Origin of the sequence: Paenibacillus sp. FSL R10-2771 (genome assembly GCF_038000205.1) — a bacterium.
Taxonomy (GTDB): domain Bacteria; phylum Bacillota; class Bacilli; order Paenibacillales; family Paenibacillaceae; genus Paenibacillus_AQ; species Paenibacillus_AQ phytohabitans.
Genome location: NZ_JBBOBM010000001.1, coordinates 7024757 through 7038215 on the forward strand (window position 1 = coordinate 7024757; position 13459 = coordinate 7038215).

The 13459-nt window shown below is 52.1% G+C and carries 15 protein-coding genes; 6 read left to right on the forward strand and 9 right to left on the reverse strand.

Annotated elements, in window-relative coordinates; genetic code table 11:
- The first annotated feature begins 79 nt into the window (after positions 1–79).
- A complete protein-coding gene (locus tag NSU14_RS30225; RefSeq protein ID WP_197074320.1) occupies positions 80–958 on the forward strand; it encodes a carbohydrate ABC transporter permease in 879 nt (292 codons plus the stop codon).
- Positions 959–1087: 129 nt separating this feature from the next.
- Here NSU14_RS30225 and NSU14_RS30230 read toward each other — a convergent pair whose 3' ends face one another.
- The 3 genes from NSU14_RS30230 to NSU14_RS30240 all read right to left on the reverse strand — a co-directional run bounded on the left by NSU14_RS30230 (position 1088) and on the right by NSU14_RS30240 (position 2969).
- On the reverse strand, positions 1088–1675 hold the full coding sequence (locus NSU14_RS30230; RefSeq protein ID WP_042132942.1) for a 50S ribosomal protein L25: 588 nt from the start codon (positions 1673–1675) through the stop codon (positions 1088–1090).
- Positions 1676–1759: 84 nt separating this feature from the next.
- Complete coding sequence (locus tag NSU14_RS30235; RefSeq protein WP_042132938.1) at positions 1760–2707, reverse strand: DUF1861 family protein; 948 nt, start codon at positions 2705–2707, stop codon at positions 1760–1762.
- On the reverse strand, positions 2673–2969 hold the full coding sequence (locus tag NSU14_RS30240) for a helix-turn-helix domain-containing protein (protein ID WP_042132936.1): 297 nt from the start codon (positions 2967–2969) through the stop codon (positions 2673–2675). The genes NSU14_RS30235 and NSU14_RS30240 overlap by 35 nt, the downstream gene beginning before the upstream one ends.
- Before the next feature lie 199 nt (positions 2970–3168).
- Between NSU14_RS30240 and NSU14_RS30245 the strand changes: the two genes are divergently transcribed.
- From NSU14_RS30245 to NSU14_RS30255, 3 genes are read left to right on the forward strand one after another with little or no spacing between them, the layout of a single operon-like run.
- The gene (locus tag NSU14_RS30245; RefSeq protein ID WP_042132935.1) at positions 3169–4350 is read left to right on the forward strand and encodes a glycosyltransferase family 4 protein; all 1182 of its coding nucleotides are present in this window, start codon (positions 3169–3171) and stop codon (positions 4348–4350) included.
- Positions 4350–5456 carry a glycosyl transferase gene (locus NSU14_RS30250; RefSeq protein WP_042132933.1) on the forward strand — a complete coding sequence of 369 codons (1107 nt, stop codon included), beginning with the start codon at positions 4350–4352 and terminating at the stop codon, positions 5454–5456. The genes NSU14_RS30245 and NSU14_RS30250 overlap by 1 nt, the downstream gene beginning before the upstream one ends.
- Positions 5449–6531 (forward strand): mannose-1-phosphate guanylyltransferase, encoded by a 1083-nt coding sequence (locus NSU14_RS30255; protein ID WP_340948258.1) that lies wholly within the window; start codon positions 5449–5451, stop codon positions 6529–6531. The genes NSU14_RS30250 and NSU14_RS30255 overlap by 8 nt, the downstream gene beginning before the upstream one ends.
- A 193-nt stretch (positions 6532–6724) precedes the next feature.
- Here the strand turns inward: NSU14_RS30255 and NSU14_RS30260 are convergent, their stop codons facing one another.
- Complete coding sequence (locus NSU14_RS30260; protein ID WP_336102906.1) at positions 6725–6961, reverse strand: DUF6953 family protein; 237 nt, start codon at positions 6959–6961, stop codon at positions 6725–6727.
- 181 nt (positions 6962–7142) lie between these two features.
- On the opposite strand from NSU14_RS30260, the gene NSU14_RS30265 reads away from it, so the two are divergent.
- Complete coding sequence (locus tag NSU14_RS30265) at positions 7143–8051, forward strand: copper amine oxidase N-terminal domain-containing protein (protein ID WP_340948260.1); 909 nt, start codon at positions 7143–7145, stop codon at positions 8049–8051.
- Between the two features lie 101 nt (positions 8052–8152).
- Here NSU14_RS30265 and NSU14_RS30270 read toward each other — a convergent pair whose 3' ends face one another.
- The 5 genes from NSU14_RS30270 to NSU14_RS30290 all read right to left on the reverse strand — a co-directional run bounded on the left by NSU14_RS30270 (position 8153) and on the right by NSU14_RS30290 (position 12944).
- Positions 8153–8932, reverse strand: coding sequence for an ABC transporter permease (locus NSU14_RS30270; RefSeq protein WP_336102908.1), 780 nt, complete (start codon positions 8930–8932; stop codon positions 8153–8155).
- A gap of 16 nt (positions 8933–8948) precedes the next feature.
- Positions 8949–9725: an ABC transporter ATP-binding protein gene (locus tag NSU14_RS30275; protein WP_042132928.1), complete on the reverse strand. Its 777-nt coding sequence runs from the start codon at positions 9723–9725 to the stop codon at positions 8949–8951.
- 41 nt (positions 9726–9766) lie between these two features.
- On the reverse strand, positions 9767–10795 hold the full coding sequence (locus NSU14_RS30280; RefSeq protein ID WP_340948262.1) for an ABC transporter substrate-binding protein: 1029 nt from the start codon (positions 10793–10795) through the stop codon (positions 9767–9769).
- A 47-nt stretch (positions 10796–10842) separates the two neighbouring features.
- On the reverse strand, positions 10843–12297 hold the full coding sequence (locus tag NSU14_RS30285; RefSeq protein ID WP_340948263.1) for an aryl-sulfate sulfotransferase: 1455 nt from the start codon (positions 12295–12297) through the stop codon (positions 10843–10845).
- Positions 12298–12401: 104 nt separating this feature from the next.
- Positions 12402–12944 (reverse strand): MarR family winged helix-turn-helix transcriptional regulator, encoded by a 543-nt coding sequence (locus NSU14_RS30290; protein ID WP_039300070.1) that lies wholly within the window; start codon positions 12942–12944, stop codon positions 12402–12404.
- A gap of 337 nt (positions 12945–13281) precedes the next feature.
- Here NSU14_RS30290 and NSU14_RS30295 point away from each other — a divergent pair, with 337 nt between their 5' ends.
- The gene (locus NSU14_RS30295; RefSeq protein ID WP_340948265.1) at positions 13282–13437 is read left to right on the forward strand and encodes a hypothetical protein; all 156 of its coding nucleotides are present in this window, start codon (positions 13282–13284) and stop codon (positions 13435–13437) included.
- Positions 13438–13459: the final 22 nt, after the last annotated feature.

Below are 13459 nucleotides of genomic sequence, written 5' to 3' on the forward strand. Positions count from 1 at the left end.
GTAGATAGATGACTCAGGTACTTTGCGGGGACCCCGAAACATGTAAACTCTGATAGTATGAGAAAGCGAGGTGTTCTCCTTGACGACCACAGTCCTGGATATCAAGAAAGACGCTTACAGCGGAGGGGAGGCGGCAAACCGCAGACCGTTCTCACATATTCTGTATTATCTGTTCATGATCTTCATTTCCTGCTTCTATTTCTATCCGATCCTCTGGCTTATTCTCTCCTCATTCCGTGAGAACCGGGAAATATTCTCCGCCCCGTTCGCGCTGCCGGAACAGGTTAATCTGCAGAACTGGTCCAAAGCTTGGACTGTCGGCAATATGAGCACTTATGCCGGCAACAGCGTAATCGTCACCTCGGCTACCGTAGCAGGCATTCTGCTCTTCGCCAGCCTTGCAGCCTTTGCCTTCAGTAAGCTGCGCTTCCGCGGCAGCGGCTTCCTGATGCTGATGTTCGTATTCGGACTGTTCATGCCGCTGCAATCCTTTTTCATTGCCCAGAGCTATATTTTCGAGCAGCTGAATTTGAAGGATTCCTATATGGGGTTAATTCTTCCTTATATAGGAACAGGACTTCCGCTGGCTATCTTTCTGCTCAAGGCGTACTTGGACTCCGTACCAAAAGAACTGCTGGAAGCTGCCCGCATGGACGGCTGTAATGACTGGGTGATGTACAGCAGAATTATCCTTCCGCTGCTTGTTCCAAACATGGCTACCGTGGGGATCTTCTCGGCGCTGAATGCATGGAATGAGCTGCTGCTGGCCATGCTGTACATCCAGAATGATGCACTGAAGACCATCCCGGTCGGCCTGCTGGCCTTCTCCAGCCGATATATGACCGACTATAAGCTGCTTTTCTCCGCACTGGCGATTATTACGCTCCCGATGATTGTCGTATACCTCTTCTTCCACCGCTATATCGTTGCCGGCCTGACAGAGGGAGCACTGAAGTAGCTGCTTCCCGGCAATATGCCTGTTAGAACAGCAAATAGCCCCTTCCAGCAGACGTAGCCGGAATCATGACATTATCATGAGTTTCCAAGTACGCTCTGCCCGAAGGGGCTATATTCGTCAATCCTCTATTTAAGCCGGAGTAGCTGCTACTGCCGGTTCTTCAGCTTCTTCATGCACAGTCTTGATCTGAATCATTACTGTACTTGGATCAGTCAGCACTTCAATACCATCCTGGAAAATCAGATCAGATACAAGTAATTGGTCACCGATAGCAAGGCCGCTGATATCCACTTCCATGGAAGTCGGCAGATCGCCCGGCATACAGCGGACTTCTACTTCATAGATTTCTACCTGCAGAACGCCGCCTTCTTTGACCCCTGCAGCTTCGCCTGCAAAATGAATCGTAACTTTACTGTCCATGCTGATGCTCATGTTCACATGCTGAAAATCAATATGCAGCACTTTACCGGACATAGACTGCTTCTGAATGCTCTGAACTACCACCGGAACGGTTGTACCATCAGACAATTTCGCTTGCAGGATTGCACGCGGATTGGTTCTCAGCATTTCCAGCAGTTCCTTCTCACTCACTTCAAGACTAAGAGTATCTTTACCAATTCCGTACAGTACTGCCGGGATGCGGCCTTGCTTTCTTGCCACATTCAGGTTGGACTTTGTGTCAGACGTACGATTGCTTAGTTGAATAAATTTACTCATTGCTTAATTCCCGCTCTCTTCGACCATAAATTCTTGTCACCTTAAGTTTAACATGACCATAGAATCTAGTCAAACCTGCAGATATCAGACTTCATATTCAATAAAAGGATCGGGGATCTCAATTCTGTAGGCTTCCGCATCGCTGACGCCTACAGACAGTACCGCCCGGCCGTCCTTACCGCGCACCAGCCCGCCGCTGAAGATAACATCCTGCAGCTCGGGGCGTTTGCCCGGACCGATGGGGAAATCGCTTCTGGCGGCAATGATTTTGATCGGGGTAGTTTCGAAGGTGCCCGGATTAAGCGAGAAGACCATAGCGTAATAATGCTTCTGCCCCATACGGTCGAAGCAGGCGATATGCCCGAGCACACCGATATGGCCGTTGCTCAGCAGAGTGGCCTCATTGGCTCCACCCCACTCCTCCTGCACGAACTGGTTATGCAGAATCTCCGCTTCCAGGAAGGTCTGTTCATTCAGCTCATCCAGTGAATCAATAATGGTGAAGCCAATCTGTCCTCTGCCGCCCCGGTCTCCCTGCGGTCTGGTCAATACGCCGATTCTTCCGTCCTGAAGCTCGATCAGCCGGATATCCTTCATCGTGCCCGGCCCCGAGGAGAAATGGCGCATGGAATCAATCCGGTACCCCCGGTAGAACTGAGTGACCCACGAAACGATTCTCTGCGGGTTATCCCCGGCCGTGATCACTTCAACTCCGCCGACAATCAGCTCACCCTTAATGCGGGTCACGCAAGGGTCCTGCAGATTATAGGTATGGGTGTGCTCCCGGGGAATCCAGACGCCATCCTCCCGGAATGTAAAAAAGAAGACTTGAGAGAACTCACTATCCCGTTCCTCAACTCTTCCCAAGATGACTTCCTCCCCGTCATGCTGAAACGGAGCCGTTATATTGTATACATCACGTCCGCCCACACCGGAGAAGACCAGCTTCTCCACGTGTACGGTACGGAGATTGGCATAAAAGGTATCCAGCAGTTCGTTACAGGTTGCAATCTTGGCCGGGCTCCTTGTCATTGCCTTCCTCCTCATATTCATGTGCCTTATCTATTGCCCAATCGTTCTCATCTGATTCCATCCGGATCAATTCTCCGGGCTGAATATTGAAGTAAGTACACAGCTTCAGCAGCAGATCCCGGGGGTACTGCACCATCTCGTCTTTGTACATCCGCCGGACGGAATCGAAATGGTAATTAATGTCTTTCGCTAGCTTGCGGATCGATAATTTCGGGTCATGCTTCTCCATAACCTCACTCAATTTGCTGCGTATGACTGGCATCCATACACCTCCTACATCACTATATCTGGAGATTTCAGGGGAGTCAATAAATTGACAAGATTAAATGGTCATGTTATAGTCGGAGCAGGAAATAATTTGCAGATCACAAATTTTATACCACTTATCCCCGGAAAATAAAGTCCTCTTTATTTTCTTTTTTTGTCCCCAAAAGTACGATAATCAATAGGAGGCTCTTATTATGAACCACAGCAACCGCAATAAAAACATTGTTTTCCTGTCCACCAGCCTGCCTAGAGAATGCGGAATTGCTACCTTCACCCAGGATCTGCTGGATGAGTTCACCAAGCTCCAGGGCTTCAACAAACCGCGGATCATCGCTATGAACAACAACGGAAATTACCGGTACACAGACCAGGTCATGCGGGAAATTAACCAGCATCAGCTATCTGATTATATAGATGCCGCCGAAGAAATCAACCAGTCAAACACCGATCTGCTCGTCATTCAGCATGAATTCGGTATCTACGGCGGAGAAAGCGGCGAATATCTGCTGCAGTTCACTGAGCGGCTTCATGTGCCTTATGTGGCGATTTTCCATACTGTATTAACCAACCCCTCGCCGAAACAGCATGAGATTATCACCCGCATAGCTGCAGGAAGCGTAAAGGTTGTCACGATGGCCCAATCCACAGTAGATGATCTCATCTCTGTCTATCATATTAACGCCGCCAAAATTGCTTTTATTCACCACGGTGTGCCTTTTGTCAAAACTTCTACCCGCGCGGAGCTGAAGACCCAGTATAAGTTCGGAGAACGCAAAATCCTCTCCACCTTCGGCTTCCTGAGTCCCGGCAAAGGTATTGAGTATGCTATTGAAGCTATGAGCGGAGTAGTGAAGCAGCATCCGGATGCGCTTTACATCATTTGGGGCAAGACCCATCCGGTCGTCAAACAGGAGACAGGTGAAGTATACCGTCAAAAGCTGACCAGTCTTGTGCATGAATTAGGCCTGGTCAATAATGTGCTGTTCGTCGACAAGCTCCTGACCCAGGAAGAGGTCATTGAGTCCCTGGTGATGTCGGATATCTATATGACCCCTTATCTGGGCAAGGATCAGGCAGTCAGCGGCACACTCGCTTATGGAGTAGGCTATGGCAGAGTAATCATCTCTACGCCTTACCGCTACGCTCAAGAGATGCTGGCCGATGGCCGTGGCCTGCTGGCGGAATTCCGTGACTCGGCTTCGCTGGAAGCCTGCATCCTGGAGCTGCTGGATGATCCGGCCAAAGTTGAGGACATGGAGCAGCGGACACAGGCGCTTGGCAGTACGATGATGTGGAGTGAGGTTGCAAAAACCTATGCCGCCATCTTTCAGGACAAAATAGCCCTCTCCAAACCGGCTGGCCGGAGTGTGATTTGATGCAGACATCTGCGGTATTGCAGTTCAAAACCGGTTATATGCGCCAGATCACTGATGATACGGGGATTTTCCAGCATACGAAGTTCGGCGTGCCCGATCGTGCCAAAGGCTACACCACTGATGATAATGCGCGGGCTTTGATCGCAGCCGTGTTAATGTATAACAACAGCAGGGATACAGCTGCACTCGATCTGATCCATACGTACCTCTCGTTCGTCCACCATGCACAGAATGAAGAGGGGAACTTCCGGAATTTCATGGACTACAACCGTTCCTTCCTGGAGGAGCGCGGCTCCGAGGATTGCCAGGGACGCACACTCTGGGCGCTGGGCTTCGTGCTCTCCTACTCTTCCATTCTGCCGGATAATCTGCTGAATACCTGCCGGTATCTGATCAACCAGGCGCTGCCGCATATCGGAGGCCTGCGCTCTCCCCGGGCCTTGGGCTATGCCGTCATCGGCCTCAGCTATTTACTTGAGACTCCCGGAGCGCTCACCTACTCCTTCCCTTATCCGCATATACCAAGTACAGAAGAGGAGCTGGCCTTCCTGCCGGAAGCCTTCATTAAAGAGCTTATCGAATCCGTCACTATCCGGCTGCATGACCAGTATAACCTTACCAAAGGGGAAGACTGGTACTGGTATGAAGACAGCCTGACGTACGGGAACTCCATGCTGCCTTGGGCACTGCTTAAGGCTTTCACGATTACCGGCAATCCGGCGCTTCGTGTAACAGCCAAAGAAAGTCTCGATTTCCTGATCTCCCGGACCTTCGCACCGGAAGGCTATTACAGACCTGTCGGCAGCCACGGCTGGCTGCTGCGCGGCGGTACGCCTGCACTCTATGACGAACAGCCGATTGAAGCCTGTGAAATGCTGCTCGCCTGCCGGGAGGCTGCCGTAGTGCTGCAGGACCCGTCTTATCTCCAGCGGGCTGAACTGTGCTATGCCTGGTATACAGGGAACAACTCCTTGCAGCTCTCCCTGATCGATCCCCAGACCGGGGCTTGCTACGACGGGATTCACAGCTCGGGGCTGAACCTCAATCAGGGTTCGGAGAGCATCATCTCCTTCTCGATTGCCCATCTGGTGACTCATCATGGATAAATTCGCAACCATACTCGCAGGCGGAGGCGGCACCCGCTTCTGGCCGCTGTCCAGACAGGAAATCCCCAAGCAGCTGCTGAACATCAGCGGCAACGATATTATGCTGAACGATACGATTGAACGCTTCAAGGGCATCATCCCGCAGGAGAATACCGTCATTGTAACGAACCGTACCCAGGCGGTACTGCTGGAGAGTATTATGCACAGCAGTGTGCAGAAGAGCAATATTCTGATCGAGCCTGTGGCCCGGAATACCTCAGCAAGCATCCTGTTCGCCGCCTTCTCCATCCAGCAGTTGAGTGAAGGGGATTCCTTAATGGTTGTCCTGCCTTCCGATCACTATATTACCGATGAGCCGCAGTTCCGGCTTACGCTGGACGAAGCCTGCACCGTGGCGATGGAGAGTGATGCCATTGTCACGATCGGGATCAAACCTACCTTCCCTTCCACCGGCTACGGCTACATCGCTTATGACAAAGAGCCGATCGCAGTCAATCCGGTTGCCGTATACGATGTAGCTGAATTCGTGGAGAAGCCGGATTTCAAAAAGGCACAGGGATATCTGGCCTCAGGCAATTATCTCTGGAACAGCGGGATTTTCATCTGGAAGACCTCGGTCATTATCGATAACTTCAAGCGGTATCTGCCGCGGCTATATAATACGATGCTGCCGATCAGTGAAGCGCTCGGTACAGATCAGGAGCAGGAGACGATTAACCGGATCTATCCGCTGCTGCAGAATATCTCGATTGACTACGGCATCCTCGAACGTTCTGATGAGGTAGTGGTACTGTCCGGCCAGTTCGGCTGGAATGACATCGGCAGCTGGGATGCGCTTGGTGCCATCTTCCCGCCTGATGATGAAGGCAACATTATCAAGGCCAATCATGTCGGCATCGATACCCGCAACTCCATTATCTATGGCAACGGGCGGCTGATTACCACCATCGGCGTAGACGGCTTCATCATCGCTGACACCGGGGATGCGGTCATGATCTGCCCCAAGGATAAAGCCCAGTCAGTCAAAGACATTGTCGATCTGCTCAAGGAGAAAGGCATGCTGGAATATGTATAGGCTATGACGATTATGTAATAACAAAGGGAGCACTGCTATTACAGCAATGCTCCCTTTGTTAAAATATAAGAATTTCTATGTTTCACATGATAATTTATCCTTCTATTTCTCGCTGAAACGAATGCCGTCCTATCAAGGACGGCGTAGCCGTTTCTGCTTGTGTTCTTATGGTTCTCCTATGCCGAGTCAGTCCTCAGGTCCAGGCCCACAGGAACCCGTCGCGGTCCCAGGCAATCCGGCCGCCGTGCAGCTTGCGGAACGACTTCTTCACTTCTTTGGAGAGCGATGCATTTCCATTCTCATTCACAAAGACAAATTGTTCGCCGAAATTCGCCTTCACATATTCAATCGCTGCGGTCTGGTGCAGGGTTCCTGTAAATTTGATTTCCTTGACCATCCATTCCGCCACTTCCTGTGCGGTTACTTCCATGGGGTAGTGCTCCTTCCTGCTTATCCTGCTTGTAGATTTCCCCATTATAGCATGAATACAACGGCTTCCAATGAATCAGTTCCTGAAACAATCCGGAGTTTATTAGAAACATAATAGAGAGAGCTGCGTCTATATATGGAAACTTATTCTATTTAATTCCAACAAAACAGAAAGGAGATTAATGATGAATCTGTATAAAAGAATATGGCCAGCTTGTCTGCTGCTCCTTCTACTGCTGCAAAGCTTCACCTCAGCCGCCTCAGCCGCTTCCCTTGCCCCGGCAGCTGCGCCAGTCCGTCCGATTACCGTCAATATCAACGGAGCCTTTATTGCCACGGACAGCAGCCCCTTTATTGAGTCTGGCAGAATCAAAATATCTGTCCGGACGCTCGCCTCACTCGGACTGACTTATTCCTGGGATACAGCAACCCGCACCGCTACAATCACTAATCCGGCCAAGGATACATTCCGTTTGATCCAGGGACAGCTGACAGCCTACAAAAACGGCCAGCCTGTCCAGTTGGATAGTGAGGCAGGTAATTATAACGGCCGGATGATGGTTCCGGCCCGCTTCGTCAGTGAAGCCTTCGGATATAGTGTGTACTATGAGCGAACGCGCAGCATACTCTTCATTACCAGCAAGGATTATGTCCCGGATACCGCTGCCCTGCTCTCCAGTGACTTGGCGGCAGCCCGTCTCGCAGCCATCTCTCTGCCTATCCAGTACAACTTCACGCCTGTTCCCGCAGCGGAGAGCGGACAATCACGGAATTATACGTACAGATTTGCCGCAAATGACGCTACGCGCTATGTCTATGAGAACGCGCTTGTCTCAACCGTCGTTGAGATTAAGGACGGAGCCGCCCATGCCGTCTGGCAATACGGCACGAATGGTATTCCCGGCTATGATCTGTACACTACACTGGGAGGACAGCAGCCCGGATATATGGCTGAGATGTCTCATGATCATTTCCGCTATTTTGGCGGAGGCTACCGGGCTTCCTACCAGACAGCAGCGGATGGCTCCTATCAGTCCTTTCCTTATTTTACCCGGAACTACGGTGAGATCATCCAGCCTATCCCTGAATAACTGAGTAGAACCAGACCAAACCACTGCCCATGATTGATGGGCAGTGGTTTGTGTACTGTAAGTCGCCTTTGTGTTATTGCCAAGCCGGGTAAGTCCAGCCTCTACCTTCTCCGCGCAGCCACATTGACCACACCATAGCGGTAGAGCACCTTCTTCCCGAACCAGCCGAACAGCCTGTCGGTGAAGAAGCCCATGAAGCCCAGACAGAACAGCCCGACGAATATCCAGTCGGTACGGAAGAACAGCCGCGAATTCCAAATCAGATAACCGACACCTTCGTTGGAAGCAATCATTTCTGCCCCGATAATAGCCATGTAGGAGGTTCCCATTGCCAGCCGTACACCGGTGAAGATATATGGAATCGTAGCCGGCACAATCACGTGCAGCAGAATCTGCCATTCATTTGCCCCCATGCTGCGGGCCGAGCGGACCTTATCCTCCTCTACCGACATTACACCGGTCAAGGTGTTCAGCACAACAATGAAGAAGGTAGCGTACATAATCAGGGCAATCTTTGACTGCTCCCCGATGCCGAACCAGACCAGAAAAAGGGTGATGAAGGCAATCGGCGGGATAAAGCGGATGAAATTCAAGAACGGCTCGGCAAATATGCGGATTACGTTTACTTTTCCGATGATCAGCCCTGCCGGAATAGCCAGCAGACTGCCGAGTACCCAACCGACAAGCACGCGGTAAAAGCTGATGCCGATATACTGCATCAAGGTGCCGTCTTGGACCAGTTCCCGCCCTCCCTTAAGCGTGGCCCATGGCCCGGGGATGACATCCGGACCATACACCCATGCGCCCAGCTGCCAGATGCAGAGTGTGGCAATCCATAGCAGGGAGACCGAGACCCATTTTTTCTCCACCCATTTCAACATGTACTGCCCCCCGATCCTATTCTTCAAAATGGCTCTGAATTTGATTGTACAGCGAGTAGAACTCCGGCGAGGCCACATCCCGCGGAAACGGCAGCGCATTGTCGTATATATCGGTGATATTGGAGGAAGGCCCCACGGACATGATGCCGATGCGCTCACCCAGCAGCAGTGCTTCCTGAATATCGTGCGTTACGAATATAACGGTCTTATGCGTCTCACGCCATATTTGCACCAGTTCCTTCTGCATCGTCCGCCGGGTCATGGCATCCAGCGCGCCAAAGGGCTCATCCATCAGCAGAATCGCCGGATCATTCGCCAGTACCCGGGCCAGCTGTACCCGCTGCTTCATCCCTCCCGACAATTCCTTCGGGAATTTATCCTCATGCCCGTTCAGCCCGACTAGCGTGATATACCGGTCTGATATCGTCCGGCGCTCTGCCTTGGCCGTCTTCTTCATCCGCAGTCCGAACTCTACATTCTCCCGCACCGTGAGCCAGGGGAACAGGGAAGAGTCTGCCTGCTGAAATACAACCGCCCGGTCCCGGCCCGGCTTATCCACCTCGACGTTGTCCACCCGCAGATTGCCGCCCGATTTGGAGACAAACCCGGCGATCATGTTGAGCAGCGTTGATTTGCCGCAGCCGCTCGGACCGAGCAATACGAAGAACTCACCGCCTTTGATCACCAGGTTCACATCCTTGATAATGTAATGAACGTCCCCGGCCGCAGGCTCGCTGTAGCTCTTGCGCAGCTGCTCGATATGGATGGCATGCTGTTTGGCAGGTAAAGACATGAGGCACCTCCAGAAAGTTAAGTTATTTCGTGTAAGCTAAGCTACTTGGCAAAAGTCACTTTATCCGGCAAAGCCTGCTTCAGCGGGTCCAGACTGAGCTTGCTGTCCAGATCAAAATCCTGTTCAATGATTCCTGTATCGACCATATACTTTTTCTGTCCGGCAAGACTGTCATACGCAGCCTGGGTAAAGCCCACCTTCCACGGATTCGTCGGCAAGTCCTTCAGCGTTGCTTCCTTCGGCTGCTTCAGTTCCTTGAACATCAGATCGGCCACCTCCTCGGGATGCTCCTGGGTATAAGCCGCAGCCTCGTCCACCGCCGCCAGGAATTCGCCAATCCCCTCAGGATTCGCCTGCACAAAAGCATTCCCTGCGACAATCCCCATCCCCAGGCGCACTGGGGTCTTCGACATATCCGTCAGCTCATGTACACCCTCAAGCGCAGCCAGCTTATCCGTCAGCGCTGAACCGCTGAACCAGCCAGCATCCACATCGCCCTGCTTCAGTGCAATGAAGGCTTCGTCGAACGCACCCTGTCCTGTCAGCTTCACGTCGCTTAGCGCAATGCCCTGCTCCTTCAGGTATTCATCCCACAGATACGGCAGAAACGTACCGCGCATGAAGCTTAGGTTCTTGCCTTTCAGATCCGCAGCAGACTTGATCTCGTCCCTTACGTAAAGCTTCCATACTGCCGCTGCCTGATCCGTGGCCTGGCCGGCGGAAGCAATAATGGAATAGTCGCCCTTGGAGACGGCATTGAGCACCGGGAAATCAGCACCGAAGGCCACGTCTACCTGCTTGATGAATAGCGCATTCACTCCCTCAGCCGGAGTACCGAAGTTGATGATTTCTGCATCGATGCCGTGGTTGGCGAAGATGCCTTTATCGACTGCTACCCGGAAGGTAGGATTCGTATTGATGTCGGCAATTCTAATCTTCAGAGTCTTCTGCTGGCCGCCGGCCGTTCCTGTGGAAGCCGCCGCGTCTCCCTTGGAGCTGCAGCCGGACAGAACCAGTACCAGAGATAAGGATAAGAGCAGGAAGGCTGAGCCGTACCATGATTTTTTCAAAACTACGCACCTCTTCGTCTATAAATTTCTATAGCTTATCTTATTATCTAACTGGTTCTCCGGACGCTGCCTTCTTCCGCAGTAGCCACGCAAGCGGCCCCCTCTGTAAACGGAAGTGTGGTCGCTACACTCACTACCGAAGCCGATCCCTTCGGCGCAGCTCCCGGCACTCTGAAGCTGGTCACATCGATGGCCTCGATGGCAATCTCCTGCGGCTTCGCCAGCTGCGGCACCCAGGCATAGGGTACACGGTAGGAACGGTAGACCATATTCGTATTGCGGCGGTCGGTGTAAGGGGAGATATACTCCCAGACCAGCTCATGCTCCGCCGTCACCTCGAACAGGCGCCCGTTCGAACCCTCGGTAATCAGCGTGTTGCCGTTCGGGAGCCGCTGCGCCGAGCTGATATACGGACTGTAGAACTTATAGGAATCGGTCGGAACGGAGAACCCGGCCTCCGCCGAGGTATACTGCCACTCAATATCCAGTGTCACCGGATTAATCTCCAGCACACGGGAATGGTCACGCAACGCATTCTTCTGTCCAAAAGGTGAAGAGGGATTCGGCAGCCCATATCCGCCCCAGCCGCCGTTATCGAATACGAGCAGATTGCCTTCGCCCGGCAGTCCCTTCGGAATGATGTGGGCGTGATGCTGGCCGATAATCCAGTCGATATGCTTCACTTCAGGCAGAGAGTAGTCCGGTCCCAGCCGCCAGACGATAGCCCCGCTGCGCTTGTCAGTGATGGCGATGATATTCGCCTCGCGCGCATCCCAGATAATATTGTCCGGGTGGAAACGCTCATCTCCGTTATCATAGAATTTGTTCGGCCCTACGTAGGAAGCGGAGTTGATATGCAGCCAGTCGCCTACGCCGCCGCCCAGATCTCCGAAGGAGCGGGTGTTGGGATCGCGGAAGAGAACATTTCGCGCCGCCTGATCAAATCCAAGCTCCGCGAAATGATCGCTGGCCGCCCACTCCCAGATCACATTGCCTTCCCAGTCCACCTCAATGATCGTGTCATCCAGCAGCTGCTTATCGGAAATCTCAGGATTGTGCAGATTCTTATGCGCTAAGATCAGCGTTGTCCCGCTGTTAGCTGAAGGTTCAAGCCCGGGAGCGTAGTATCCGACCGGATTGCCCTCCCGCTGATAGTCGTGATGCTGGCGGGCGTACCACAGCGGCTCATACCCAGGGTCCTCGATATGCTCGTAGCTGTTGTATCTCCAGACCACATTGCCGTCCCAATCGACCTGAACCAGATCGACATTATCCTGAATGCCGAATTTGGGATCTCTTCTGCCCGTGCTGCCCAGGACGTAGCCGCCCGGGAGGATTTTGGCAGGGAAGCCGATCAGCCCTTGCCACAGATGCACTTCCTTGCCGCTCATATCGATCAGCACGACTCCCTCATCGCCCGCCTGAAATACAGTGTAGCCGCTCCATGCCTTGGACGGGTTATATACCGTCGCCCCTGTCGGATAAATTGTTGAATGTCCCATGATCATCTCTCCTTAAAGTTTTGTTAGGATAAGCTTCATTGATTCACTTCGCAAAACTCGCTTCGGAAGCACACGCTTAAGTTGTGTTAGCGGAAACTTCATTTTCAATAGCTGAGATAGTTCTTCTTCACCTCTGCACGCGGCTTCTGTTCAGGCTCTTGAGGTACGGGAATTTCAGCATTTTGCTGTGCCAGCTTCAGCAGCGTATCCGAGAACCCTTCCAGATTGCCGATGATCCGTTCATAGAAGCGGCTCTGCTGCTCAAGCTCCTCATCCGTAAAGCCCTCGAACAGAAGCGTAATACATCGGGCACCGATGTTGCCGTTGCGCTCCACCATCTCCCGGCCCTTGGCCGTAATATCAAGCAGGACGGTTCTGCGGTCATCTTCCTTGCGTCTGCGCACCGTATATCCGCCTGCCTCCAGCTTGTCACTCAGCGCCGTTATAGCGCCCGAAGTGAAATCGAGCTGCTCTGCCAGATCGCCCAGCCGCTGCTCACCATCACGGATAATCTTTTGCAGAATCAGCATGCCGGGCAAGGAAATCCCCTCCACGCTTACGCGGTCACGTTCCTTGACGAATCTGCGTACCATTTTGCGGAACAGGTGGTCTGCCTCCTCCAGCCGCTCCCACGGGTTATCTTCCACGCTATCTCTCCTCTGCTGTCTATCCAAAGGAACCCAAAAAGGCCCCCGGAAAATCCCCTGTACGGGAATATTTGCGGGAGCCTTTGGTGGTCCAATCAGCTCAAATATGATGGTCGTATTTATTATTTCACTGTTCATTTAATTAGTAGTGAACTATTGCTGCTATCATATACCCCTTAAACCCACCTGTCAAGTATGAATATATTCGATGAATGTTAAAGGGCCTCCGGGGTGCTCTTACGGGCGGATGGAGGGTTCATGGTACTGTAGGCGTATTATTGTTGCATTATTTACAACTTTGGTTCATGGATAGCTGCGTGTCCGGGAGGATTGTTGTATGAAATACAAGAATTATCTTATTCATCTGCTTGGAAGCGAAGAGATGCTGCATTTCCTGCAACAATTTTGGATTTTGGCCGATTTTAGGAGGGGAATGTTGTATTTGATGCAGGATTTTAAGTGGCTTAGCTTACCCGGCAAAAAGCGAAAATGATCGGTGTTGTCAGCCGGAAAAC